Consider the following 26,076-nt stretch of genomic DNA (forward strand, 5'->3'; position numbering starts at 1 on the left):
ACCGGCATGTCGCGCACCGGCATGTCGCGCACCGGCATGTCGCGCACCGGCATGTCGCGCACCGGCATGTCGCGCACCGGCCGGGGCGTGCCGCCGGTATGCGCCGTACCCCCGTGCGGGACCCGGGGCCCTGCGCTCCCCCGGGCCGTCACCGCGGAAACCATGCCCGCCGGCCACGGGCGGGCGGCGCCGGCAGGTACTCTGACCTGGGTCGCTCGCTCGTCGCGGGGTGCCCTAGGCTGGTCTGTGTCTGCGGCCCGGCGACCGGCCGGGCGGCTGCGGGAAAAGGGGTGAGCGGCGGTGGCCGGCGGCGGGGAGCCGTTGCGGCACCCGGTGGAGATGCCCAGGCTGGCCTGGGACGAGGGCCTGGACCGCATCACCGAGCAGATCGGCCGGCTGGCCGTGGCGCAGCAGCGGATGCAGGGGCTGCTGGACGCGGTGCCGGCCGTCAGCCGGGAGACGGAACTCCCGGTGGTGCTGCGGCGCATCGTGACCACCGCGATGGACCTGGTCGACGCCCGCTACGGAGCCCTGGGCGTGCTCGACGAGGACGGCACCGGACTGCGGGAGTTCATCCCGCTCGGCCTGGACGACCAGGAACAGCGGGAGCCGGCCGGCGTCGGACTGCCGCACGGCCGCGGCCTGCTCGGGCACCTCATCGACCACTCCGAACCGCTGCGCCTGGAGGACCTTTCCCGGCACCCGGACTCGGTGGGCTTCCCCGCCGGCCACCCGCCGATGCGCACCCTGCTCGGGGTGGCGATCGGCGTGCGCGGGCGCGTCTACGGCAACCTGTACCTGCCGGACCGGCGCGACGGCAGACCCTTCGACGACCACGACGAGGCGGTCGTGGTGGCGCTGGCGGGCGCGGCCGGTGTGGCCATCGAGAACGCCCGCCTGCTGCAGGAGATCCGCTCGGCCGCCGAGCAGTTCCAGCGGCTGCTGCTGCTCACCCTGCCGGACCTCGCCCCGTTCACCGGCGCCGCCGTCCACCGGCCCGCCACCGCCCCCGGCCATCACCTGGGCGGGGACTGGTACGACGCGCTGCGGCTCCCGGACGGCGGCTGCGCCGCCATCATCGGCGACGTGGTGGGCCACGACCTGACGGCCGCCGCGGCCATGGCGCAGATCCGCAACATGCTCCGGGCCCTGCTCTACGACCGGCGCACCCCGCCCAGCCTGGTGCTGCACCGGCTCGACCACACGCTGCAGGCCGTCAGCGAGGTTCCGGTCACCACCGCCTGTCTCGCCCGCATGGAGCCCGCCGCGGACGGCTGGCGCCTGCACTGGTCGACCGCCGGTCACCTGCCCCCGCTCGTCGTGGCCGCCGACGGCTCCGCCCGCTCCCTGCACGTGGAGCCCGGCGTGCCGCTGGGGGTCGACCCGAGCCTGTCGCGCCCCGACCACATCCGGACGCTGGCTCCCGGGGACACGGTGCTGCTCTTCACGGACGGGCTCGTCGAACACCCCCGGCGTTCCCTGGAGCGGGGCCTGGACGCCCTGGCCCGGCTCGCCGCCGCCCACGCCGCGCAGCCCCTGGACGTGCTCTGCCGCACCCTGGCCGACCACCACCCCAGCGACGGCCACGACGACCTGGCCATCCTGGCCCTGCGCATCCCGCCCGCGGACCGCGCGACGGGCTGACCGCGGACGCGGGCGGCACCTCCGGGCGCGCCGCCCCGCGAGGGACCTTCGGCCCAGTTCGCAGGGGGAAGACCGGCCCAGTCCGGTGGGGGAAGACCGGCCCTGTCCCGCCGTCCGCCCGGCCGCCGATCATGAGGCGGCCGGACGGGCCGCCCGTCTCCCCGTGCACCGTGGCCCGTCGGCGTTCCCTGCCGAACCGAGAGGGTGGAGGTCGCGTCCCGGTGGACGTTCACGACACGCACGGCCGCACACGGCACGAAGAGGGCGGCGACCCGCCGGTGAGCGCGGACGGCCGGGCGGCCGCCCGGCCGAGGAGGGGCACCCGGCACGTCGTCGTGGACTGGCTGACCACCACCGACCACAAGAAGATCGGCACGCTCTACCTGGTGTCGGCGTTCTCCTTCTTCCTCGCCGGCGGTGTGCTGGCCCTGGTGATGCGGGCCGAACTCGCCCGGCCGGGACTGCAGTTGGTGACCAGTGAGCAGTTCAACCAGGCGTTCACGATGCACGGCTCCATCATGCTGCTGCTGTTCGCGATGCCGCTGTTCACCGGCTTCGCCAACTGGATCATGCCGCTGCAGATCGGTGCGCCGGACGTCGCCTTCCCGCGCCTGAACATGCTCGCCTACTGGCTGTTCCTGTTCGGCTCGCTGATCGCCGCCGGCGGCTTCCTCACCCCGCAGGGCGCCGCCGACTTCGGCTGGTTCCTCTACGCGCCGCTGTCGGACGCCGTGCACTCGCCCGGCGTCGGCGCCGACCTGTGGATCATGGGAGTGGCGCTGTCCGGCTTCGGCAGCATCCTCGGCGCGGTCAACTTCATCACCACGATCATCTGCATGCGCGCCCCGGGCATGACCATGTTCCGCATGCCGATCTTCACCTGGAACGTGCTGCTGACCGGCGTGCTCGTCCTGCTCGTCTTCCCGGTGCTGGCGGCCGCGCTGCTCGCCCTGGAGTGCGACCGGAAGTTCGGCAGCCACGTCTTCGACGCCGCCAACGGCGGGGCCCTGCTGTGGCAGCACCTGTTCTGGTTCTTCGGCCACCCCGAGGTCTACATCCTGGCCCTGCCGTTCTTCGGCATCATCAGCGAGGTCGTCCCGGTCTTCTCCCGCAAGCCGATGTTCGGCTACCTGGGCCTGATCGGCGCGACCATCGCCATCGCCGGCCTGTCGGTCACCGTGTGGGCGCACCACATGTACGTCACCGGCGGCGTGCTGCTGCCGTTCTTCTCCTTCATGACCCTGCTGATCGCGGTGCCCACCGGCGTGAAGTTCTTCAACTGGATCGGCACCATGTGGAGGGGCAGCCTGTCCTTCGAGACGCCGATGCTGTGGGCCACCGGCTTCCTGGTCACCTTCACCTTCGGCGGGCTCACCGGCGTCATCCTCGCCGCGCCGCCGCTGGACTTCCACGTCTCCGATTCCTACTTCGTCGTCGCGCACTTCCACTACACGCTCTTCGGCACGGTGGTGTACGCGATGTTCGCCGGATTCCACTTCTGGTGGCCCAAGTTCACCGGCAGGATCCTCGACGAGCGCCTCGGGAAGATCACCTTCTGGACGCTGACGGCGGGCTTCCACCTCACCTTCCTCGTGCAGCACTGGCTGGGCGTCGAGGGCATGCCGCGCCGGTACGCCGACTACCTGGCCGCCGACGGCTTCACCGCCCTCAACACCCTGTCCACGATCGGCTCGTTCGTGCTGGGCCTGTCGATCCTGCCGTTCCTGTACAACGTGTGGAAGACCGCCAGGTACGGCAAGCCGGTCGGCGTGGACGACCCGTGGGGCTACGGCCGCTCGCTGGAGTGGGCGACCTCCTGCCCGCCGCCGCGGCACAACTTCCTCACCCTGCCCCGCATCCGCTCCGAGTCCCCGGCGTTCGACCTGCACCACCCGGAGATCGCCGCCGCGGAACTCGCCGCCCGGGAGACCGCCGGGAGTTGAGACGGCCGCGCCGCCCGGGAGGCCGCCGGGAGCCGGGGCGACCGGTTCCTCACAGCCGCGCTGCGTGGTCCGGGACGTAGGTCTGCAGGGCGCGCGGCGGGCGCATGTACCCCGTCGACGGCGGGCGCGGCGGCAGCTCGAGGACGGGCGGCGGCACGTCGCGGTAGGGGACGGAATCCAGCAGGTGGGCGATCATGTTCAGCCGGGCCCGGCGCTTGTCGTCGCTCTCCACGACGTACCACGGCGCCTCGGGGATGTCGGTGTGCACGAACATCTCGTCCTTGGCCCGCGAGTAGGCCTCCCACCGGGTGATCGACTCCAGGTCCATCGGCGACAGCTTCCAGCGCCGCAGCGGGTCCTCCAGGCGGCGCCGGAAGCGTTCCTCCTGCACGGCGTCGCTGACGGAGAACCAGTACTTGCGCAGCAGGATGCCGTCCTCCACGAGCATCCGCTCGAAGACGGGGCACTGGCGCAGGAACAGCCGGTGCTCCTTTGGGGTGCAGAAGCCCATCACGTGCTCGACCCCGGCCCGGTTGTACCAGCTGCGGTCGAACAGCACGATCTCCCCGGCGGCCGGGAGCTGCTCGACGTACCGCTGGAAGTACCACTGGGTGCGCTCCCGCTCCGTGGGCCGGGGCAGGGCCGCGATCCGGGCGACGCGCGGGTTCAGGTGCTCGGTGACCCGCTTGATCGTGCTGCCCTTGCCGGCCGCGTCCCGGCCCTCGAAGACGATGACGAGGCGCCTGCCCTCCGCCCGCACCCACTCCTGGAGCTTCACCAGCTCCGTCTGCAGGCGCAGCAGCTCCTTCTCGTACGCCTTGCGCGGCAGTCGCGTCGCCTGCCCGCCGGTCGTGCCGTCCTCCCGGCGCGGTGCGGCGGGGCGGGTCACCGCTCGCCGGGGCGCTCTCGGAGGTCGTGTGCGACCCCCGCGGCCCAGGTGTCGATCTGCGCGAAGTCGCGGAAGTCGCCGCCCTTGCCCGACTTCACGATGCTGCGGGCGATGCGGCCCTTGGCGCCCTCGGTCAGCCGGCCGCCGAACGTGATGTGCCCGCGGGCGTCCAGCCGGTCCGCGACCCGGCGCACGCCCGGGGCCGGCGGGATGTCCCGCTCGGCCGCGGAGCGGTCCAGGGGGCCGCTGCTGAACAGCCAGACGGGGCGGTGCCGCAGGGCCCGGCGGTGGCGGCGGGCGAACCGGCGCGCGTCGCGCTGCCAGCGCCCCGCGTACAGGGAAGCGCCGAGCACCACCGCGTCGTAGGACTCGACGGTGGCGACCTCCCCGGCGGGGTGCACCTCCACGGCCAGCCCCTCCTTGGCGAGGACCTCGCCGACGTGCTGCGCGATCTCCGCGGTGGAGCCGTACTTCGACCCGTAGGCGACCAGGACCTTCTCCGTCATGGTCACGCACCTCCTCGGCGTCCGTCCGGCCGGGTGTCCGGCGCGGCAGTTCCAGGGTCGCGCCGCCCCGCCCGCCGTCCCATGGGCCGGTCGGGCACGGCGGGGGGCCCTACGGTCCTGCCGGGCGGGTCCGGAGACCAAGGAAGCGGAGACCCGTGGGGGACCGGCCGGAGATCACCGGAGACCGCCGGAGACCCGTCGAAGAAGGTCTCCCCCCGTGTCTTCCGCTGTTTTCGTCCTCGTCGGCCTGGACGGCCGCGGGCCGGCCGCGCGGCCCTGCGGCGCGCGGCCGGCCCGGTGCGGCCGGCGCGGTCCCCGGGTCAGCCCCGGCCCACCAACTCGGCCGGCTTCACCGTCTTCTCGCCCTTCTCCGTCCTCTCGCCCTTCTCCGTCTTTTCCGCCTGCTCGCCCTTCCCGGCCTTCTTCTCTCCCTTCCTCGGCGCCGTCCGGACCCGCTCTCCGGCGGCCGGCGCGGTGCCGTAGTAGGCGGTGCGCATGAGTTCCTCCAGGTCGGCCAGCATCGGCATGCGCGGGTTGGCGGGCGCGCACTGGTCCTCGTAGGCGTTGAGCGCCTGCTGGGGGAGGGCCGTCAGGAAGGTCTGCTCGTCGACGCCGAGCGCGCGGAACGACGGCTCGATGCCGACGGCGTCCCGCAGCCGCTCGACGGCGCGGGCGAGGGACTCCACGCCCTCGGCCGGCGTGGCCGCGGGCAGGCCCAGCGTGCGGGAGATGTCCTGGAAGCGCTCGGGGGCCCGGTAGTGCTCGTACTTGGGCCAGCCGGTCGGCTTGGCCGGGACGGTGCCGTTGTAGCGGATCACGTGCGGCAGCAGGATCGCGTTGGTGCGCCCGTGGGCGATGCGGAAGCGGGCGCCGAGGGTGTGCGACAGGGCGTGCACGACGCCGAGGAAGGCGTTGCCGAACGCCATGCCCGCGATCGTGCCGGCGTTGTGCATCTTCTCGCGCGCCTCCGGGCCGGCGGCGCGGTCGTTCACCGCGGCTTCGATGTGCTCGAAGACCAACCGGATCGCGTGCAGGGCCAGACCGTCGGTGAAGTCGTTGGCGTAGACGGACACGTACGCCTCGACGGCGTGCGTGAGGGCGTCGAAGCCGCTGTCGGCGGCCAGCGTTGGGGGCAGCTCGGTGGTGAGCAGCGGGTCGACGATGGCGACGCTGGGCGTGAGCGCGTAGTCGGCCAGCGGGTACTTCTTGCCGCTCGCGGAATCGGAGATGACGGCGAACGGGGTGACCTCGGCTCCGGTGCCGGACGTGGTCGGGATGCACACCAGGCGGGCCAGTTTCCCCAGCACCGGGAAGCGGAAGGCGCGCTTGCGGATGTCGGAGAACTTCTGCCGCATGTCGGCGAAGTCGACGTCCCGGCCCGCGGCCTGCTCCTCGTACAGCAGCCACATCACCTTCGCCGCGTCCATGGGGGAGCCGCCGCCGAGCGCGATGATCACGTCCGGCCGGAAGTCGCCCATGAGGCGGGCGCCCCGGCGCACCGAGTCGATGCTCGGCTCCGGCTCGACGTTGTCGATGATCTGCAGCGTCACCGGCTCCCGGCGCCGCTGCAGCACCCTGCCGACCCGGTCGACGAAGCCGAGGCGGGTCATGGTCGCGTCGGTGACGACGGTGACGCGGTGGACGTCCGGCATGGACTGCAGGTAGCGGATGGCCTGCGGCTCGAAGTAGATCTTCGGCGGCACTTTGAACCACTGCAGGTTGTTGCGCCGCGTGCTCACCCGCTTGACGTTCAGAAGCTGGGTGGCGGAGACGTTGTCCGACACCGACGTGCTGCCCCAGGAGCCGCAGCCCAGGGTGAGCGAGGGCAGCAGACCGTTGTAGATCCCGCCGATCGCGCCCTGCGAGGAGGGGGCGTTGACGATGACCCGCACGGTCTTCATGCGCCGGCCGTACGCCTCCGCCAGCTCGCGGTCCTCGGTGTGGATGACGGCGCTGTGGCCCTGGCCGTGGAAGGCGACCATGTCGGCGGCGAGGTCGAAGCCCTGCCGCTCGTCCCGCGCGCGCAGCACCGCCAGCACCGGGCAGAGCTTCTCGCGGGTCAGCGGCTCGTCCGGGCCCACCCGGTCCGCCTCCACGAGGATCACGGAGGTGCCGGCGGGCACGGCGAACCCGGCGTGCTCGGCGATCCAGGCCGGGCTCTGCCCGACGGCCGCCGCGTTGACCTTCGGCTCGCAGCCCGCGCCCGCCGCGCCGGCCAGGAACAGGAACGCCTCCAGCTTCGCCTTCTCCTCGGCGGTGGCCAGGTGGGCGTGGAGCGCGCGGAACTCCGCGAGCGCCGCGTCGTAGATCTCCTCGTCCAGGACGACCGCCTGCTCGGAGGCGCAGATCATGCCGTTGTCGAAGGACTTCGACAGCACCAGGTCGTTGACCGCCCGGCGCAGCTTCGCGCTCTTGTGCACGTAGGCGGGGACGTTGCCGGCGCCGACGCCCAGGGCGGGCTTGCCCGCCGAGTAGGCCGCCTTGACTATCGCGTTGCCGCCGGTGGCGAGGATGAGGGAGACCCCCGGGTGGTGCATCAGCGCGCGCGTGGCCTCCAGCGACGGCTCCTCGACCCACTGCACACAGTGCTCCGGTGCGCCGGCGGCGACGGCCGCGTCGCGCACGACGCGGGCCGCCTCGGCGCTGCACCGCTGCGCGGAGGGGTGGAAGGCGAAGACGACCGGGTTGCGGGTCTTCAGCGCCATCAGCGCCTTGAAGATCGTGGTCGAGGTCGGGTTGGTGACGGGCGTGATCGCGCACACCACGCCCACCGGCTCGGCGATCTCCACCATGTCCTCGACGTCGTCGCGGGCGATGACGCCGACCGTCTTCATCGAGCCCATGCTGTGCGTGACGTGCTCGCACGCGAACATGTTCTTGGCCGCCTTGTCCTCGAACAGGCCGCGCCCGGTCTCCTCCACCGCCAGCCGCGCCAGCGCGGTGTGCCGGTCCAGCGCGGCCACCGAGGCCTTCTTGACGATGTGGTCGACCTGCTCCTGGGTGAGCGCCTCGTAGTCCGCCAGCGCCTTCAGCCCGGCGGTGACCAGGCGGTCGACGGCGACGGCAGTGTCGGACGGCGCCTCGGCGCGGGCGGTGGTGGCCGGGGTCCCGGCTTCCTGTCGGGTCATGGCGGTGCGCCTCCGGTACGTCGGTGCCGCCGGCGGTCGTCCGGCGGCGCGGTGAGCAGCGCACCGGAAGGAATCCCGGTGCCGCTCCGCCTTCCACTCTGGTCCCGGGCCCCGCACCGGGGCAGGCGCCGATGGTCCCCGGCCCTGCCCGTCCGGCCCGGCCGGACAGGGCCGGGCGGCCCCTCGGCCCCGGGTGACCGGAACGTCACGGGCGGCGCGGGCCGGGAGGTCACACGGACGGCCCGGGGCCCACGTGCTCGTCGTCCGGCTGCCGCCAGCCGGGCGGTGCGCAGTCGTCGAGGCGGAAGTCCAGGCCGTTGACCACGCCCACGACGCCGTCCACCCGCCAGGCCGCGTGGACGGCCTCGGGCACCTGGCTGCGCAGCTCCACCCGGCCCCGCAGCGTGACCATGCCATCCCCGACCGACACCTGCACCGCGCCGGGCGGCAGCCCGAGGGCGACGGGCAGCACCTCGTCGGCCACCTGACGACGGATCTCGTCGTCCGTGCGCAGGAAGATCCGCAGCAGGTCGCGGCGGGTGGCGATGCCGATGAGCCGGTCCTCCTCGTCCACCACGGGCAGCCGCTCGACGTTGTGCCGCTCCATCACCCGTGCCGCGTCCGGCACCGACTGCTCCGGGTGCACGGTGACCGCGGGCGTCGACATCAGGTCCGCGGCCGTGACGGCCCGCCCCGGGCCGGGGCCGGACCGGGCGGCCTGCACGCGCACCAGGTCGGTCCCCGAGATCACGCCGATCACCTTGTCGTCGTGGTCGACGACCGGCATCCCGCTGATCCGGTGATGGTCCAGCAGCCGGACCACCTCCTTGAACGGCGTCGTCCGGCGGACCCGGACGACGTCCCTGGTCATTACCTCACCGATGGTGCGGGTTGTCACGACAGTTCCTCCTTGCCAGTACGGGCGGGAAGGGCACGGGGCCCCTCCCGCCCGCCGGGGTCGCCGGTGCGGCACCCTCAACCGCGCGGACCGCCGCGCCACGGCGGCGGCGTGGCCGACCTGCGGGCCGCGTCCCAGCGGTGCGCGGCACGGTCGGTGCGGGCACGCAGCCGGTCCTGCAGCCGGTCGGCCATCTCGCACGCGCTCGCCTCCTGCGCGTGGACGACCACCAGCTCACCGCCCAGGCGGATCTCGGCCGAGGCGGTCCACGGCTGCCGCACGTGGTGCGCCGTGGACCTGATGATCCGCACGTCACCGTCGGCGACGGGCAGACCCGCACGCCCGAGGACCGCGTCGACCTTCTCGCGGACGTAGGCGAGGGCCTCGCCGTCCACGTCTCCCGTGCTCCTGATCCGCACCACGGGGGCGCCGGTGCTGCTGACGGTCATCCGCTCCACTCCTTCTGGTCGCTCCGGCCGTTCTGGCCGTTCCGGTCGTTTCGCTCTGGTCGTTCTCCGGTGGTTCCACCAGGCTGCGGTCCGCACCCGGCCCGCTCACCTGCTGTCGCTCCCGTCGGTGCCCTCCAGCGCGGCACGGCCGGCCTCCAGGCGGGCCACCGGGACGCGGAACGGCGAGCAGGAGACGTAGTCCAGCCCGGCGGTGTGGAAGAAGTGCACGGACTCCGGGTCGCCGCCGTGCTCGCCGCACACCCCGATCGTCAGGTCGGGACGCGTCGCCCGGCCCTCGGCGACGGCGATCCCGACCAGCCGCCCCACACCGGCGCGGTCGATCGTCTCGAACGGCGAGGCGGGGAAGATCCCCTTGTCGAGGTAGTCGGAGAAGAACGCCGCCTCCACGTCGTCGCGGGAGAAGCCCCACGTGGTCTGGGTGAGGTCGTTGGTGCCGAAGGAGAAGAACTCCGCCTCCTCGGCGATCCGGCCCGCCGTGAGCGCCGCCCGGGGCAGCTCGATCATCGTGCCGACCGGGCACCGCACCGGGACCCCGGACTCCTCGGCGACCTCGGCCAGCACCCGCGCCACCTCCTCGCGCACCAGCCGCAGCTCCGTCACGTCGCCGACGAGCGGCACCATGATCTCCGCCCGCGGGTCCCCGCCGGCCCGGGTGCGCTCCACGACGGCCTCCGCGACGGCCCGCACCTGCAGGGGGAACAGGCCCGGCACGACCAGGCCCAGGCGCACCCCGCGCAGCCCGAGCATCGGGTTCTCCTCGTGCATCCGGCCCACCGCGTCCAGCAGTTCGGCGTCGTGCGGGTCGGGCCGCTCGCCGCGGGCCTCGGCGGCGGCGATGCGCACGGCCAGTTCCGTGCGGTCGGGCAGGAACTCGTGCAGCGGCGGATCCAGCAGCCGGATGGTGACCGGCAGGCCGTCCATCGCCTCCAGGATGCCGGTGAAGTCCGACCGCTGCAGCGGCAGCAGGGCGTCCAGCGCGTGGCGCCGCTCGGCGTCGGTGCGGGCCAGGATCATCTCCTCGACCAGCTTGCGCCGGTCGCCGAGGAACATGTGCTCGGTACGGCACAGGCCGATGCCCCGGGCGCCGAAGCGGCGGGCGCGGGCGGCGTCCTCGGGGGTGTCGGCGTTGGCCCGCACCTCCAGCCGCCGCACCGCGTCGGCGTGGCGCAGGGCGCGCGCCACCGCGCCGACCACCCGGTCGGAGTCCTCCTCGGCCCGCCCGCCCTCCAGATACCGCAGGACCGGGGAGTCGGCCGGCGGCACCGCGCCGGCGTACACGTCACCGGTGAAGCCGTCCACCGAGAGCAGGGCGCCCTCCTCCACCACGGTGCCGTCGGCGGTGGTGAGGCGACGCCGCTCGGTGTCGACGGCGAGCTCCTCGGCGCCGCACACGCACACCTTGCCCATGCCGCGGGCGACGACGGCCGCGTGCGAGGTCTTGCCGCCGCGGCTGGTGAGCACCGCCCGCGCGGCCACCATGCCGGGCAGGTCGTCGGGGTTGGTCTCCTGCCGGACGAGGACCACCTGCTCGCCGGCCGCGGCCCGCCGCACCGCCTCGGCGGAGTCGAACACCGCCGCGCCGGACGCGGCGCCGGGCGAGGCCGCCAGGCCGCGGGCGAGCGGCCGGCCGGTCCGGGAGGCGTCGAAGCGCGGGAACATCAGCCGCGCGAGCCCCTCCCCGCTCACCCGGGCCAGCGCCTCGTCGTCGTCGATCAGCCCCTCGTCGACGAGTTCGGCGGCGATGGCGAAGGCGGCCTCGGCGGTGCGCTTGCCCACCCGGGTCTGCAGCATCCACAGGGTGCCGCGCTCGATGGTGAGCTCGATGTCGCACAGGTCCCGGTAGTGCCGCTCCAACGTGCCCATGTGATCGAGCAGTTGACGGTAGGAGCGCGGGTCGAGGCGCTCCAGTTCGGTCAGCGGCACGGTGTTGCGGATGCCGGCGACGACGTCCTCGCCCTGCGCGTTGGGCAGGTAGTCGCCGTACAGGCCGGGGCGTCCGGTGGCCGGGTCGCGGGTGAAGGCGACGCCGCTGCCGGAGTCGGAGCCGAGGTTGCCGTACACCATGCGCTGCACGGTGACGGCGGTGCCCAGGTCGTCGGGGATGTGCTCGCGCCGCCGGTACAGGCGGGCGCGTTCGCCGTTCCAGGACTCGAAGACCGCGAGGATCGCCCGCTGCAACTGCTCGGCGGGGGACTGGGGGAAGTCCTCGCCCGTCACGTCGCGGACGAGCGTCTTGTACGCCTCCACCAGTTCGACGAGGTCGCCGGTGGACAGGTGCACGTCGTCGGGGACGCCGCGCAACTCCTTCAGCGTCGCCAGGGTCCGCTCGAACAGGGCGGCGTCGACGCCCATCACCGTGCTGCCGAACATCTGCACCAGGCGCCGGTAGGAGTCCCAGGCGAAGCGGGCGCTGCCGGAGACCCGGGCCAGGCCCTGGACCGAGTCGTCGTTGAGGCCGATGTCGAGGACGGTCTCCATCATGCCGGGCATGGAGAAGCGGGCCCCGGAGCGGACCGACACCAGCAGCGGGTCCTCCGGCTGCCCCAGCCGCCGCCCGGCGGATTGCTCCAGCGCGGCCAGGTGCCGCGAGACCTCACGCGACATGCCCTCCGGTTCCGCGCCGGTGGCGAGGTACGCCCGGCACGCCTCGGTGCTGACGACGAACCCCGGCGGGACGGGCAGGCCCAGCCGGGTCATCTCGGCCAGGTTCGCCCCCTTGCCGCCGAGCAGGCCGGCCAGGTCACGGCCGCCCTCGGTGAAGTCGTACACGTAACGGACCATGACGTGTGCTCCTCGGGTGTGTGGGCCGGTGCCTTCCACGGTCGGCGGGCCGCCGCCCGCCGGGGAGGTGCCGGCCGTCCCCGCCCGGGGGCCGGTCGGCCCCGGCCCGCGGGCCGGGCGTCCCGCCGCATCCGCCGCCGGCCGGCCACCACGCGGTCATCGGGCCGGCCGCCACGCGGTCATCGGGCGGGGCCGCCACGCGGTCATCGGGCCGGCCGCCACGCGGTCATCGGGCGGGGCCGCCACGCGGTCATCGGGCCGGGGGCGCCGCCGGCGGGCTGCGCGCCCCCGGCCCGCCCCGCACTCCGTCGGGGCCCTCGCCCCGCCCGCGCACGAGGCTCTGCCTCCCCCCGGCCCCCTCCCGTTCCTTCCGCCCCGCCCGCGCACGAGGCCCTGCCCCGGCCCCGCTCAAGCCCCCGCAAAACCTTGGGCCGAAGGGACCCGGCGTGAGGACTGGGCGGCCCATGGGCGTGGGGCGGGACCGGCGGGAGGCTGGATACGACAGGAGGGCCGCCGGGGCCCGGGCGGAGGGACGACGCCATGCTTCACAACGTCGCAGTGGGAATCGACGGCTCTGCCGAGAGCCTCGCGGCCGCGCACTGGGCGGCCCGGGAGGCACTGCGCCGGGGTGCCGGGCTGACCGTGGTGCACGCCTGGTGGCGCCGGGTGCGTCCGGGACCGGACGTCCCGGCGGCCACCGGCGAGCACGACCGGGCCGAGCAGACGCTGCGGGAGGCGGTCGACGGCGTGCGCGCGGCCCATCCGGAGCTGTCCGTCACCGGACGCCTGATCTGCGACGCCACCGTCTCCGCCCTGCTCACGGCGGCCGCCGGGACGGACCTGCTGGTGCTCGGCTCGTCCGGGCCCGGCGGCGTGGCCGGTTGCGTGACCGGCTCCGTCTCCCGGCGCGTCGCGGGCCGCTCCCCGTGCCCCGTGGTGCTGGTCGGGGCCGGGCAGGGCACCGTGAGCGAACACCTGCTCGCCACGGACGGCATCGCCCCGGACGAGATCCCCGAGATCCCCTACCGCGCGGTCCTCCTCGGCCTGGACACCGGGCACCCCTGCGACGAGCTGATCGCGTTCGCCTTCGAGGCGGCCCGCAGGCGCGGCACCGAACTGCGCGTCCTGCACGCCTGCCGGCCGCCGTCGGGCTCGGTCGCCGACACCGCCTCCGTCTCCCGGCCGTCCGGGCCGGAGCGGCCGGCCGCGGCGGAACACGCCGTCCTCGCGGCGGTGCGCCCCTGGCGTGAGAAGTACCCCGAGGTGCCCGTCACCGAGTCCGTCGTCGAGGGCCGCGCCACCACCGAACTGGTGCGCGCCGCGGCCGAGGCGGGCCTCGCCGTGGTGGGGCGCCGCACCCGCGGCGGCCGCATCGGCACCCACCTCGGCCCGGTCGCCCACGCCGTCCTGCACCACGTCCGCTGCCCCGTCGCCGTCGTACCGCACTCCTGACCCCGTGCGGCCCGGCCGCCCGCGGCCGTACCACCGGCGCCGGTACGCCGCCCCCGCGACCCGGCCGCCCCGCCCGCCCCCGTCCCCGTCCCGTCCCCTCCCGGTAGCGAAGGAACCGCCCCGATGCGCATCGTGATCTCCCTCGGCGGCAACGCCCTCCTGCACCGGGGCGACCGTCCCGACGCCGAGGTCCAGCGGGCGAACGTCGTGCGGGTCGCCACCGCGCTCGCCCCGCTCGCCCACGACCACGACCTCGTCGTCACCCACGGCAACGGCCCGCACACGGGCCCGCTCGCCGGCGACAGCACGGCGGACCCCGCCCCGGACGCCCCCTGCCCGCTGGACCTGGCCGCCGCCCGGGCCCAGGGACTGATCGGCTCCCTGCTGGCCCGCGCGCTGCGCGACGCCCTGCCCGGACGCCGGGTCGCCGCCCTGGTCACCCACACCCTGGTCCGCGCCGACGACCCCGCCTTCGACCGGCCCACCGAGCCGGTCGGGCGGGCCTATGCGAAGAAGCCGGCGCTGTCCCTGGCCCGCCGGCGCGGCTGGCACGTCGCCGAGGCCCCGGACGGCACCTGGCGCCGTGTCGTGCCCGCGCCCGGCCCGGAGCGGATCCTGGAGACCGACACCGTGCACGACCTGCTCGCCGGCGGCACGGTCGTGGTCTGCTCCGGTGGCGGGGGCGTCCCGGTGACCGCGGAGGCCGGGCTCCTGCACGGCACGGAGGCGGTCGTCGACAAGGACCTGGCCGCCGCCCAGCTCGCCGGGGACCTGAAGGCCGACTTCCTGCTCGTCCTCACCGACGTGCCCAACGTCTACGCCCGCTACGGCACCCGCGACCAGCGGCCCGTCCTGGACGCCACGCCCGCCGAACTGCGCGCGGGCCACTACGCCGCCGCCTCCATGGGGCCGAAGGCGGAGGCGGCCGCCCGGTTCGTGGAGCGCACCGGCAACCTGGCGGCGATCGGCGCCCTCGACGCCGCCTACGAGATCGTCCACGGCAGGTCGGGCACCCTCGTCCGCCCCGACCTGGCCCCCGGCTGAGACACCGCCGACGCGGGCCGAAGGTCCCGGCGCACCCGGGCCGGACGGAGCGGCCCCGTGCCCTGTCGGCTCTGCCCCGCGCCCGCCCCGCGCGACGAGCATCGACCGTGGACCACCACTCAGGGAGAGGACCCGTGATGACCGCGACGACGGTGACAGCCGACAGCCGGACCACCGAGGCCTGGCGCGGATTCGCCGGGACGGCATGGCGCGAGCGCATCGACGTCCGCGACTTCGTCCAGGCCAACTACACGCCCTACGAGGGCGACGCGTCCTTCCTGGCCGGCCCCACCGACCGCACCCGGGCGGTGTGGGAGAAGGTCGGCGCGCTGTTCCCGGAGGAGCGCCGCAAGGGCATCCACGACGTCGACGCGGCCACCCCCTCGACGATCACCTCGCACGCGCCCGGCTACATCGACCGCGACCGGGAACTGATCGTCGGCCTGCAGACCGACGCCCCGCTGAAGCGGGCGATCATGCCGAACGGCGGCCTGCGTATGGTGAAGAACGGCCTGCGGGCCTACGGCTACGAGCCCGACCCGTTCGTCACCAAGGTCTTCGGCACCTACCGCAAGACCCACAACGACGGCGTGTTCGACGCCTACACCCCCGAGATGCGCGCCGCCCGCCGGGTCGGCATCATCACCGGCCTGCCCGACGCCTACGGCCGCGGCCGCATCATCGGCGACTACCGGCGCGTCGCCCTGTACGGCACCGACCGCCTGATCGCCGCCAAGCGCGCCGAGCGCGCCCTGCTGGACGCGCGGCCCTCCACCGAGCACGTGATCCGCGACCGCGAGGAACTCGCCGAGCAGATCAGGGCGCTGGGCGAGCTGACACGGATGGCGGCGAGCTACGGCTGCGACGTCTCCCGCCCCGCCGCCACCGCGCGTGAGGCGATCCAGTGGCTCTACCTCGGTTTCCTGGCCGCCGTGAAGGAGCAGAACGGCGCCGCCATGTCGCTCGGGCGCACCTCCACCTTCCTCGACGTCTACCTCCAGCGGGACCTTCAGGAGGGCGTCCTCGACGAGACCCGCGCCCAGGAACTGGTCGACGAATTCGTCATCAAGCTGCGTATCGTCCGCTTCCTGCGCACCCCCGAGTACGACGCCCTGTTCTCCGGCGACCCGACCTGGGTGACGGAGTCCATCGGCGGCATCGGCCTGGACGGCCGCCCGCTGGTCACCCGCACCTCCTTCCGGTTCCTGCAGACGCTGTACAACCTTGGACCGGCGCCCGAACCGAACCTGACCGTGCTGTGGTCGCCGCAACTACCCGCCGGTTTCAAGGAGTTCTGCGCACAGGTCTCCATCGACACCAGCGCCGTCCAATACGAGTCGGACGACCTGATGCGGCCCCGCACCGGCGACGACACCGCCATCGCCTGCTGCGTCTCCGCCATGGCGGTGGGCAGGCAGATGCAGTTCTTCGGCGCCCGCGTCAACCTCGCCAAGGCGCTGCTGTACGCGGTCAACGGCGGCCGCGACGAGATGACCGGCGACCGGATCACCCCCGAGATGCCCCCGCTGACCGGCGAGTACCTGGACTACGAGGAGCTGTCGGCGGCCTACGACCGGGTCCTGGACTGGCTGGCCGAGACCTACGTCAACGCCCTCAACGTCATCCACTACATGCACGACAAGTACGCCTACGAGCGGCTGGAGATGGCGCTGCACGATCACCCCGTGCACCGCTTCATGGCCTGCGGCATCGCCGGCCTCTCCGTCGCCGTGGACAGCCTGTCCGCCGTCAAGTACGCACGCGTGAAGGTCGTCCGGGACGCCACCGGACTCGCCGTCGACTACGAGACGCAAGGGCAGTACCCGGCCTACGGCAACAACGACGACCGCGCCGACGCGATCGCCGCCGGCCTGGTGGAGTCGTTCATGGCGAAGGTGCGCAAGCACCCCGCCTACCGGGACGCCGAACACACCCAGTCCGTGCTGACGATCACCTCCAACGTCGTCTACGGCAAGCACACCGGCAACACCCCCGACGGCCGCCGCGCCGGAGCCCCCTTCGCGCCCGGCGCCAACCCGATGAACGGCCGCGACCGGCACGGGGTGGCCGCCTCGGCGCTGTCGGTGGCGAAGCTGCCCTACGAGCACGCCCGCGACGGCATCTCGCTGACCACCACGATCACCCCCGAGGGCCTGGGCCACGTGCCGCTGGACCGCGCGGGCAACCTGGTCGGCATCCTCGACGCCTACATGGCGGCCGGCGGGTTCCACATGAACGTCAACGTGCTGAACCGGTCGGTCCTGGAGGACGCCATGGAGCACCCCGAGAAGTACCCGGACCTGACGATCCGGGTCTCCGGGTACGCCGTCAACTTCGTCCGCCTGACCCGCGAGCAGCAGCTCGACGTGATCAGCCGCACCTTCCACGGATCGCTGTGAACGGCAGGACGGCGCACGGTGCCCCGGCCGCCGCGGGCACCGGCCGGATCCACTCCTGGGACCTGTCCACCGGCGTGGACGGTCCCGGGACCCGGTTCGTCCTCTTCGTCAGCGGCTGCCCGCTGCGCTGCCTGTACTGCGCCAACCCCGACACCTGGCACCTGCGCGACGGCCGGCCGGCCACCGTCGACGAGGTCATGGCGGAGATCGGCAAGTACCGCGCCTTCGTCACCGCGGCGGGCGGCGGGGTGACCGTCACCGGCGGCGAGCCGCTGCTGCAGCCCGGCTTCACCGGCGCCGTGCTGCGCCGCTGCAAGGAGGCCGAGCTGCATACGGCGCTGGACACCTCCGGCTTCCTCGGCGCCCGCGCCTGCGACGCACTCCTCGCCGACACCGACCTGGTGCTGCTGGACATCAAGTCCTTCGACGTCGCCACCTACCGGAAGCTGACCGGCGGCGAGCTGACCCCCACCCTCAACTTCGCCACCCGCCTGAACCGGCTCGGCAAGCGGATGTGGATCCGCTACGTCCTGGTGCCCGGCTGGACCGACGACCCCGAGGCGGTGGACGGCCTGGCCCGCTTCCTCGCGGGCCTGGACAGCGTCGAACGGGTCGACGTGCTGCCCTTCCACAAGCTCGGCGCCGCCAAGTACGACGCCCTCGGCATCCCCTTCCCGCTGCGCGACAACCCCGTCCCCGACCACGAACTGATCGAACGGGTCCGCAAGCAGTTCCGGCGACACGGCCTGGCCGCCCACTGAACACCGGCGCGTTCCTCGGATCCGCCGGCGGGACGCCTCAGCCGTGCGGCACCACGGCGACGGGGCACGGCACCTGGCGCAGCACCGCCCGCGCCACCGACCCGAGCATCCAGCCCGGGCGGGACGGGTGCCTGCGGCGCCCGATGACGGTGAGCAGGCCGTGGGCGGCGGCGGACTGCAGGGCCGCGGCCGCGGGCGCGTCCGTCACGTCCTCCGTCGTGGGGACGTGCGGGAACTTCTCCCGCCAGGGCTCCAGCGCGGCCGTCAGCCGGGCCCGCGCACCCGTCGGCGGGGGGCCGCCGGCACCGGCCGGCGCGTGCCCGGCGGCGCGGTGCGGGGCGGCGCGGTGCGGGGCGGGGGGCCGCAGGACGTGCACGGCGTGCAGGCCGGCACCGTGCACCTGCGCGCTGCCGTAGGCGAACTCCAGCAGCGGGGCGTCGCTCCCGCCCGGCTCGCGCAGACCGACCACGATCTCGCTCCGGTCCGGCGCCGCGGCGGGCCTGCGGCCGACGGTGACGACCGGGTCGCCGGCCCGGACGGCGACGACCGGGCAGGGCGCGTGGCCCAGCACGTGCAGCACCACGGACCCCAGCGGGAAACCCGCCGGGGCGTCCTGCATGTGGTTGCCCAGCACCAGCATGAACGCGCCCGGGGCATGCCGCAGCAGGGCCTGCGCGGCCGGCTCCGCCACCAGTTCCCGGGCCATCTCCAAGTCGCCGTAGCGTTGCCGCAGTTCACTCTCGGCGCGCTCCAGCACGGATCGGCCGTAGTCCCGCTCGGCGGCGGCCGCGTGGGCGAGGGGCCCGCCGGGCCGGTGCGTGGTCCAGGAGTGGAGCAGGACCAGGGGCAGGTGCCGCGCGGCGGCCTCGCCCGCGGCCCACCACGCGGCCGCCACGCTCCGCGGGGAGCCGTCCAGCCCCACGACGACGGATCCGGTCATGCCGCTCCTCCCGTCACCCGTCACCCGCCCGGCCCGGACGGCCGTGCGGAGTACTCGGCGCGCGCCGCCCCGCCCGGGCCGGTGCGCACCCGGGCGCCCTGCCGCAGCAGCTCCCGCTGGACGCGCTGGTGCGGCACCGCGCGCGGCGTGCGGCCGTCCCGCGCGGCCAGCGCCGCGCACACCCCGGCGGCCTGGCCGGTGGCCATCGCGATCGGCATGACGCGGTACGAGGAGTGCGCCACGTGGGTGCCGGAGATGCACCGGCCGGCCACCAGCAGCCGCTCGGTGCCGCGCGGCAGCAGGCAGCGCAGCGGGATGTCGTAGAACTGCCCGGGCGGCACCCGCTTCAGCAGGGTGCCGGTGCCCGCCGGGTTGTGGATGTCGACCGGGTAGGCGCCGTGCGCCACCGCGTCCGGGAAGGCGCGGGCCGCCAGGATGTCCTCGCCGGTGAGCTGGTAGTCGCCCAGGATGCGGCGGGTCTCCCGCACACCGATGTGGGTGCCGCTCTGCACGACGTAGGAGTCCTCGAAGCCGGGCACGTGCCGGCGCAGGAAGCGGTCGATCTGCTCCAGTTGGCGGCGGGCCGTCCACTCGGCCCGGGTCAGGTCCCACACGCTGGTGCCCAGCGCCCGGGTGACCCGGGTGCTGTTGACGCTGACCTCGCCCGGGTGCGGGGTGGCGAAGAACAGCACGTCCTCGCGCGGCAGTTGCAGCTCCCCGGCCTTCGTGGCCTGCTCCACCAGGTCCCACAGTCCGTGCACCCCGCGCCACTGGTCGGGGTGCTCGCGCACGTAGGCGGCGAACTCCGGGTGGGCGAAGCCGGTGACGCGGAACATCAGCGTCATCGGCTGCACCAGCCCGTCCTCCGGCCGCCCGATCTCGTACGGCGCTCCGCACGCGGCCGCCACGTCGCCGTCGCCGGTGCCGTCCACGACCACACCGGCGTCCACCGCGACGGGCCCCGACTTGGTCTCGAACACCACCCGCCAGCCGTCCTGGAGCGGCAGCGCGGTGGAGGCGAACGCGTGCAGCAGCAGCCGCACGCCCGCCTCGTCCAGCAGGTCGAGCAGGACCAGTTTGAAGACCTCCGGGTCGAACGGCACCGTGTAGCCGGTGTGCACCGAGGGCGGTATGCAGCCGCCGCGCTCGGCGAGCCGGTCCAGCAGGCGCCACAGCACGCCCGCGACCACCGGCTCGCCCTCGCCGTGGTCGGTGGGCAGCAGCCGCGTGCTGTCCCCGTCCTCGCCGAAGAGGGCCTGCCGGTGCTCGTTGTGGAACGACATCAGCGGCATCACGAGCGCCGCCGTCGCGTTGCCGCCGAGGAAGCCGTGGCGCTCCACCAGGACGACGTCGGCGCCCGCGTCGGCCGCGGCGATCGCCGCGGCGAACCCGGCGGGGCCGCCGCCGACGACCAGGACGTCGGTGCGGCCGCCGTGCCGTGCCGTGCGCGGGGGCAGGGTGACGGTGCGGGGCTGCGGGGGCTCTTCCAGGACGGGCATCGACCTTCCTCGCTGCTGGGGCTGCCGGAGTACCGGATCGGACGGACGCCGGACGGACAGCGGACGGACATCGGACGGACAGGGCCGCGGGGCGGCGCGGCGGGCCTCAGGCCCGGGCGCCCTGCTCCTGGGAGACGGGGTGCGCGTACGGCGCGCCGACGGGAAGCGGCCCGGAGCCGTCCCCGTGCGCCGCCCGCGCCGCCAGGTCGGCGTCCACGGTGTCGAGGACCGCCTCGCAGTGCACGCAGTTCTCCTCGGCGAGGGCGCGCAGCTCGCTCAGGCGGGTCTGCAGCAGCGTGCGGCGCTGCGGATACTCGTCCCACAGCCGGTCCACCTCCGCCAGCAGCAGCCCCGCCTGCTCGCGGGCCACCCCGACCAGCGCGGGCGCGCCCATCCGGCGGGCGAAGTCGAACACCTTCCCGGCGTACGGCAGCGGCAGGAACGGCAGCCCCGAGACGGCGGCGAAGATCAGGAAGTGCAGGCGCATGCCCACCGCCAGGTCCAGGTGGCGCATGAACCCGAGCACCTGCCCCGGGCTGTAGGCGCTGTTGAGGATGCGGCCCCGGTCCGGCGCGGTCATGTGGGACAGCACGGCGTGCGCGTGGCGTACGTCCTGCCGCTCCATCGGCATGAACACCACGTGCGCGTCCAGTCGGCGTACCAGGAAGTCCGCCACGTCGGCCAGCAGCGCGTGGTACCCGCCCTCGTCGAGCTTCTCCGCCGCCCGCCCGGGCTCCCGCACCGACATCCCCACCAGCCGGGTCCCGGTGGGCACGCCCTCCTCGCGCATCATGCGGTCGGTGAACGGCTCGGGCCGCAGCAGCAGCGCCGGATCGGCGGTGACGGCGATCTCCCGCTCCAGGCCCACCTCCTCCAGCACCAGCCGGGACTCCTCGTCGCGCACCACCACGTCGTCCATCCGCGCGAGCACGGTGCGCACCGCCTCCCGGTCCTCCGCCTCCCGCAGCGGGCCCGCGCCCACGGCGTGGGCGAAGGTGCGCACCCCGTGGGCCTGGGCGGCGCGCACCAGCCTGAGGTAGCGGCGCGCCTCGCCGTCGTAGAGCGTGCCGCCGCCGCCCAGCACCAGCAGGTCCAGCCCGCCGATCGCGTCCAGCAGCCGCCGCTGCGGGACGCCCTCCCAGGCGACCACCTCGTCGGCGGCCTGGTGGACGCGGGTGTGCTCGGCGTCGCGGCTGAAGACGGTGATCCGGGCCTGCGGGCGGTGCCGGCGCAGGCAGTCCAGGACGCAGGCCAGGATGGCCTCGTCACCCACGTTGAAGCCGCCGTACGAACCGAGCACGCCGATGCGCGGCTCGGACGGGCGGCCGGCGGACGCGGCCGGGGTCGTACTGGTCATCCGTGGGCTCCCGTCATGTCGCGGTCGGGTGGGCACATCAGCGGTCCTGGCCGGGTTGCCGCCGCCGCGGTGGCGGAAACACCCCCCGCGGATCGGGGCCGTACGACCGGATTACCACACCCTCGCCGCCGCCGCGCGGCAACGGGTTCGCCCACCCGCCCAGGGCAGCCGTCGGGCCCGCACCGCAGGAAGACGAACCGCAGGAAGACGAGGTGTGCGGGCACGGCATCCCCGGCACGCACCTCCCGGACGGACGGCCCGCGGGCAGGGCGACGCCGGGATGGGACGGGACGGACCGGAACCGCACGAGGAACACGAGGAAACGGACCGGAACCGAACGAAAACCGGAAAGAAACCGGAAGAAAACCGAACGAAGGGGCCCCTGGTGCGGGGCCCCTTCGTCCGAGGGCCGGGAGGATCCGGCCCGGCGGTCCGGTGTCAGGCGCGGTCGGCCTTCGGCTTGCCGCGCTGGTCCGGCGTGCCGTGCGGCGGCGGGCCGAACGGCTGCGGCGAGGTCGCCGGCGACACCGGGGAGCCTCCCGTGCCGCCGTGCGACTGCTCGGGGCGGACGGCCCCGGGATCGCCGGACGTCGGCTGCGCGCCCGCCTTGAGCTCCTCCAGCCGGGCCTGCAGCAGTTCCGTCACCGGCAGCCGGTGGGCGTGCTGCCGCTCGTAGGCCAGCAGTTCCTCCACCTGCTCGGCGGTCAGCGAGCGGATGCGGCTCTCCAGCCCGCCGAGCGGCAGGTGGTCGTAGTCGGGCAGGGGCAGAGTGCTGCGGCCGGAGTCGGCCATGGCTCTCACTTTCCTCTCTGCGACGTGCGGGGGCTTGCGTGCCGTCGGCTGCGGGGAGCCGGCCCTCAAGGGCCGCCTTCGCGGGCCGGCTCAGTGGCGGCCCGGGCTCCCGCTGCCGAACGCACCGCTGCTGCCCTCGTCCCAGCGCGGACGCGTCTGCGTCGGGCTGGTGCGGGTGCCGGAGTTGCCGTGGCCCTTGAGCCGGTGCGGGGTCAGCCGGTGACGGCCCTGGGGAACCTCGTCGGGCTCGCGGTACTCCCGCACCTCGTGCACTGGGCCGCCCTCGGGCAGCCGGGGCTGCTCCTCCGGGCGCGGCGGGGCCGGCTCGCGGCGCCGGATGCGCGCGCCGATGACGAAGGCGCCGATCAGCAGCGCCACGACGGCCAGGCCCGCCACGAACGGCCCGATGCCCACCTGCAGGTCACGGCTTGCGGCGATGTCCGTCCATGCGGTCCATGCGATGTTCATGGCTCGCGGGTACCCCTGGGCCGGCCGGTGAACCGGCTCACCGCGAGCGCGCCCGGCGGGTCTGCGAACGGTTGGCCTTGCGGATGGCGTCCAGCAGCTCCCCCTTCGACATCCGCGAGCGGCCCTCGACCCCGAGGTGCTTGGCGACGTCGTACAGGTGCTGCTTGGAGGCGTTCTCGTCGACGCCCTCGCCGCTGCGGCCGCCCTGCTGCCGCGGGCGCGCCGAGCGCGGGTCGGAGGGGCCCTTGCGGCCGCCCTCCTTGCGCTCCCAGTGGTCGCCGACCTTCTCGTACTTGTGCTTCAGGGCCCCGTAGGCCACCCGGTGCGCGCGCTCGCCCTCGCCGTACTCCTCCACCGCCGAGTCGTGCGCCTTGATCCAGGTGCGCTGGGCGTCCTCGGGGGAGCGCTCCAGTGTGGACGGCAGTTCCTGTCGTCCGGGCACGGTCCTCACCTCCGTAATCTCCGTACGTCGTGCCGTGCGATCCGCACGCATCCCGGGTAACCGGCGCCGGTGCGGGAAAACCGCGCCGGGACGCGGCACGGGCCGGGTTTGGCGCGGTCGGACCCGGCTACCCGCCCCGTGTGACTTCCACGACTTCGCAGCAGGAGCTCTTCCGCTTCCTGGAGGACCGCTTCGCGTGCGCACTGGCCTGCACGGAGTGCGCCCGGGAGTGCGCTCTGCGCGCCAGCCTCGCGGAACCGCGCGGAGACACCGACCAGGAGCGCGTACGACGCCAGGGGATCATGTGCGCCGAGGTGTGCGATGCCACCTGCCGGGTGCTGTCGGAGGAGAACAGCGTCGGCGAGGGGGTCGAGGACGCCATCCGCGCCCAGCTCGAGTACTGCCGGGCCGTCTCCCTGGAGAGCGCCCACGTCTTCGACGCCCGGTCCGGCGCGGAGGAGACCGCGGCCGCCTGCCGGGCCTGCGCCCGCGCCTGCTCGGACTTCCTCGCAACACTGAACTGAACGACACCGGACCGAACGACGCCGGACCGGACGGCACCGGACCGTAGGGTGCCGGACCGGACGGCACTGGACCGAACGGCGTCGAACCAGAGGGCGTCGGGCCGGGGCGCCCGCGCGCCGTGCCGTACGGCGGCATCCGCGTCGCCGGGTGGCCGGCCGCCCGGCCCTGGCTGCCGTGGATCACCGCGTGCTACCAAGGACCATGCCCGCACACGAGGACCCCGCCGTCCGCCGCACCTACGACGCCGTCGTGATCGGCGGCGGCCACAACGGCCTGGTCGCCGCCGCCTACCTGGCCCGCGCCGGACGCTCGGTACTGGTGCTGGAACGGCTGGAGCACACCGGTGGCGCCGCCGTGTCCACCCGGCCCTTCCCCGGCGTCGACGCCCGCCTGTCCCGCTACTCGTACCTGGTCAGCCTGCTGCCCCGGAAGATCCTCGACGATCTCGGAGTCGAGGTGACGCTGCGCCCCCGCGCCGTCTCCTCCTACACGCCCGCCGAGCGGGCCGGGCGGCCCACCGGACTGCTGGTGGGCGGCGGGGAGCAACGCACCCGGGAGGCGTTCGCCCGGCTGACCGGCTCCGACCGCGAGTACGCGGCCTGGCGCCGTTTCCACGGCGTCACCGGCCGTGTCGCGCGGCGCGTCTTCCCCACCCTCACCGAGCCGCTGCCCACCCGCGAGGAGCTGCGCCGCCGCGTCGACGACGAGGACGCCTGGCGGATGCTGTTCGAGGAGCCGATCGGTGTGGCGATCGAGGAGCACTTCGCCGACGACCTGGTGCGCGGCGTCGTCCTCACCGACGCCCTCATCGGCACCTTCGCCGACGCCCACGACCCGTCCCTGGTACAGAACCGCTGCTTCCTCTACCACGTCATCGGCGGCGGCACCGGCGCCTGGGACGTGCCGGTCGGCGGCATGGGCGCCCTCACCGACGCCCTGGCCGCCGCCGCGCGCCGCGCGGGCGCCGTGCTCGCCACCGGCCACGAGGCCGTCCGGCTGGACACCGACGGGCGCACCGCCGAGGTGACGTACCGGACCCGCGACGGGGAGGGGACCGTCGGCGCCCGGCACGTGCTGGTCAACGCCTCCCCGCACGAGCTGGCCGCGCTCACCGGCCAGGCGCCGCCCGAGCCCGTCGAGGGCGCCCAGTTGAAGGTGAACATGCTGCTGAAGCGGCTGCCGCGGCTGCGCGACCCGGCCGTGGCGGCGCGGGAGGCGTTCGCCGGCACCTTCCACATCGCCGAGGGCTACGAGCAGCTCGCCGCCGCCCACGCCCGGGCGGCCTCCGGCGACCTGCCGGCCGCGCCGCCCTGCGAGATCTACTGCCACTCCCTGACCGACCCGACCATCCTCGCCCCCGACCTGGCCGCGAGCGGCCACCACACGCTCACCCTGTTCGGCCTGCACACCCCGGCCCGGCTGTTCGCCCGTGACCACGACGCCGTCCGCGACGCACTGCTCGCGGCCACCCTGGCCCAGCTCGACGCCCACCTCGCCGAGCCGCTCGCCGACTGCCTGGCGACCGACGCCGACGGCCGCCCCTGCCTGGAGGTCAAAACCCCGCTGGATCTGGAGCGGGAGCTGCGCCTGCCCGGCGGCAACATCTTCCACCGCCCCCTGAGCTGGCCGTACGCCGACGGGCACACCGGCCGGTGGGGCGTGGAGACCCGGGACGCCAACGTGCTGCTGTGCGGGGCGGGCGCGGTGCGCGGCGGCGGCGTGAGCGGGGTGCCGGGACACAACGCGGCCATGGCCGTGCTGGAGGCGGGCACCGGCTGATCCCGGGCCCGGCCGGCCGGACCCGGGATCAGCCGTCGCGCCCGGGTGTCCTGAATGCGCGGCGCCGGACGGGGCACTCCGACAACACGGTCATCTGTACGACACGGCCGTCACCCCTCCGGGAGGGCGGCCGGCACCCCAAGGGAGGCATCCATGGCCGACCTCAGCCCCATCGATCTGCAGAAGGCCCTCCACGGCATGGGCTACCCGGCCGAGAAGAAGGACCTCGTCGAGTGTGCCCGCCGCAACCACGCCGACAAGAAGGTCGTCGAGCGCCTGGACGGCCTGAAGCAGGACCACTTCGACGGTCCGAACGAGGTCCAGAAGGCCGTCTTCAGTTAGTTGGTGACGCGGACCTT

At 74.4% G+C, this 26,076-nt stretch carries 21 protein-coding genes; 9 read left to right on the forward strand and 12 right to left on the reverse strand.

Translation table 11 applies throughout. The features are described from left to right. Positions 1-339: 339 nt before the first annotated feature. Both IE225_RS18920 and ctaD read left to right on the forward strand, forming a co-directional pair. A complete protein-coding gene (locus IE225_RS18920) occupies positions 340-1,644 on the forward strand; it encodes a PP2C family protein-serine/threonine phosphatase (RefSeq protein WP_190058851.1) in 1,305 nt (434 codons plus the stop codon). 221 nt (positions 1,645-1,865) lie between these two features. Next, complete coding sequence (gene ctaD / locus IE225_RS18925) at positions 1,866-3,587, forward strand: aa3-type cytochrome oxidase subunit I (protein ID WP_373303228.1); 1,722 nt, start codon at positions 1,866-1,868, stop codon at positions 3,585-3,587. Between the two features lie 49 nt (positions 3,588-3,636). Here the strand turns inward: ctaD and ppk2 are convergent, their stop codons facing one another. From ppk2 to ppdK, 6 genes are all read right to left on the reverse strand, one after another. Beyond that, a complete protein-coding gene (ppk2, locus tag IE225_RS18930; protein WP_190058739.1) occupies positions 3,637-4,476 on the reverse strand; it encodes a polyphosphate kinase 2 in 840 nt (279 codons plus the stop codon). Beyond that, positions 4,473-4,982: a flavodoxin domain-containing protein gene (locus IE225_RS18935; RefSeq protein WP_190058740.1), complete on the reverse strand. Its 510-nt coding sequence runs from the start codon at positions 4,980-4,982 to the stop codon at positions 4,473-4,475. The genes ppk2 and IE225_RS18935 overlap by 4 nt, the downstream gene beginning before the upstream one ends. A 320-nt stretch (positions 4,983-5,302) precedes the next feature. Further along, positions 5,303-8,110 (reverse strand): bifunctional acetaldehyde-CoA/alcohol dehydrogenase, encoded by a 2,808-nt coding sequence (adhE, locus tag IE225_RS18940; protein ID WP_190058741.1) that lies wholly within the window; start codon positions 8,108-8,110, stop codon positions 5,303-5,305. Between the two features lie 229 nt (positions 8,111-8,339). After that, positions 8,340-8,981 (reverse strand): CBS domain-containing protein, encoded by a 642-nt coding sequence (locus IE225_RS18945; RefSeq protein WP_190058742.1) that lies wholly within the window; start codon positions 8,979-8,981, stop codon positions 8,340-8,342. A 104-nt stretch (positions 8,982-9,085) separates the two neighbouring features. Beyond that, a complete protein-coding gene (locus tag IE225_RS18950) occupies positions 9,086-9,457 on the reverse strand; it encodes a hypothetical protein (RefSeq protein WP_190058743.1) in 372 nt (123 codons plus the stop codon). Between the two features lie 105 nt (positions 9,458-9,562). Next, on the reverse strand, positions 9,563-12,259 hold the full coding sequence (gene ppdK, locus IE225_RS18955) for a pyruvate, phosphate dikinase (RefSeq protein WP_190058744.1): 2,697 nt from the start codon (positions 12,257-12,259) through the stop codon (positions 9,563-9,565). A gap of 540 nt (positions 12,260-12,799) precedes the next feature. Between ppdK and IE225_RS18960 the strand changes: the two genes are divergently transcribed. The 4 genes from IE225_RS18960 to pflA all read left to right on the forward strand — a co-directional run bounded on the left by IE225_RS18960 (position 12,800) and on the right by pflA (position 17,915). After that, the gene (locus tag IE225_RS18960; RefSeq protein WP_190058745.1) at positions 12,800-13,711 is read left to right on the forward strand and encodes a universal stress protein; all 912 of its coding nucleotides are present in this window, start codon (positions 12,800-12,802) and stop codon (positions 13,709-13,711) included. A gap of 123 nt (positions 13,712-13,834) precedes the next feature. Then, positions 13,835-14,755, forward strand: coding sequence for an amino acid kinase family protein (locus tag IE225_RS18965; RefSeq protein ID WP_190058746.1), 921 nt, complete (start codon positions 13,835-13,837; stop codon positions 14,753-14,755). A gap of 137 nt (positions 14,756-14,892) precedes the next feature. Continuing rightward, entirely contained in the window at positions 14,893-17,154 is a 2,262-nt protein-coding gene (gene pflB / locus IE225_RS18970; protein ID WP_190058747.1) for a formate C-acetyltransferase, read from the forward strand. After that, complete coding sequence (pflA, locus tag IE225_RS18975; RefSeq protein ID WP_190058748.1) at positions 17,151-17,915, forward strand: pyruvate formate-lyase-activating protein; 765 nt, start codon at positions 17,151-17,153, stop codon at positions 17,913-17,915. The genes pflB and pflA overlap by 4 nt, the downstream gene beginning before the upstream one ends. A gap of 37 nt (positions 17,916-17,952) precedes the next feature. On the opposite strand, the gene IE225_RS18980 is transcribed toward pflA, so the two are convergent. The 6 genes from IE225_RS18980 to IE225_RS19005 all read right to left on the reverse strand — a co-directional run bounded on the left by IE225_RS18980 (position 17,953) and on the right by IE225_RS19005 (position 23,413). Further along, positions 17,953-18,855 carry a universal stress protein gene (locus IE225_RS18980; protein ID WP_190058749.1) on the reverse strand — a complete coding sequence of 301 codons (903 nt, stop codon included), beginning with the start codon at positions 18,853-18,855 and terminating at the stop codon, positions 17,953-17,955. Positions 18,856-18,875: 20 nt separating this feature from the next. Next, the gene (locus IE225_RS18985; protein ID WP_190058750.1) at positions 18,876-20,354 is read right to left on the reverse strand and encodes an FAD-dependent oxidoreductase; all 1,479 of its coding nucleotides are present in this window, start codon (positions 20,352-20,354) and stop codon (positions 18,876-18,878) included. Between the two features lie 106 nt (positions 20,355-20,460). Next, complete coding sequence (locus tag IE225_RS18990; protein ID WP_190058751.1) at positions 20,461-21,711, reverse strand: polysaccharide pyruvyl transferase family protein; 1,251 nt, start codon at positions 21,709-21,711, stop codon at positions 20,461-20,463. Between the two features lie 438 nt (positions 21,712-22,149). Next, entirely contained in the window at positions 22,150-22,503 is a 354-nt protein-coding gene (locus IE225_RS18995) for a DUF8129 domain-containing protein (RefSeq protein WP_190058752.1), read from the reverse strand. Between the two features lie 90 nt (positions 22,504-22,593). Next, a complete protein-coding gene (locus IE225_RS19000) occupies positions 22,594-22,971 on the reverse strand; it encodes a DUF6479 family protein (RefSeq protein ID WP_190058753.1) in 378 nt (125 codons plus the stop codon). A 37-nt stretch (positions 22,972-23,008) separates the two neighbouring features. After that, positions 23,009-23,413 (reverse strand): ChaB family protein, encoded by a 405-nt coding sequence (locus IE225_RS19005; RefSeq protein WP_190058754.1) that lies wholly within the window; start codon positions 23,411-23,413, stop codon positions 23,009-23,011. Between the two features lie 140 nt (positions 23,414-23,553). Between IE225_RS19005 and IE225_RS19010 the strand changes: the two genes are divergently transcribed. The 3 genes from IE225_RS19010 to IE225_RS19020 all read left to right on the forward strand — a co-directional run bounded on the left by IE225_RS19010 (position 23,554) and on the right by IE225_RS19020 (position 26,059). Then, complete coding sequence (locus IE225_RS19010; RefSeq protein ID WP_190058755.1) at positions 23,554-23,937, forward strand: four-helix bundle copper-binding protein; 384 nt, start codon at positions 23,554-23,556, stop codon at positions 23,935-23,937. 202 nt (positions 23,938-24,139) lie between these two features. Continuing rightward, complete coding sequence (locus tag IE225_RS19015) at positions 24,140-25,717, forward strand: phytoene desaturase family protein (protein WP_190058756.1); 1,578 nt, start codon at positions 24,140-24,142, stop codon at positions 25,715-25,717. Between the two features lie 153 nt (positions 25,718-25,870). Then, positions 25,871-26,059: a DUF2795 domain-containing protein gene (locus IE225_RS19020; protein WP_190058757.1), complete on the forward strand. Its 189-nt coding sequence runs from the start codon at positions 25,871-25,873 to the stop codon at positions 26,057-26,059. Positions 26,060-26,076: the final 17 nt, after the last annotated feature.

Source organism: Streptomyces echinoruber (genome assembly GCF_014651135.1).
Lineage (GTDB): Bacteria > Actinomycetota > Actinomycetes > Streptomycetales > Streptomycetaceae > Streptomyces > Streptomyces echinoruber.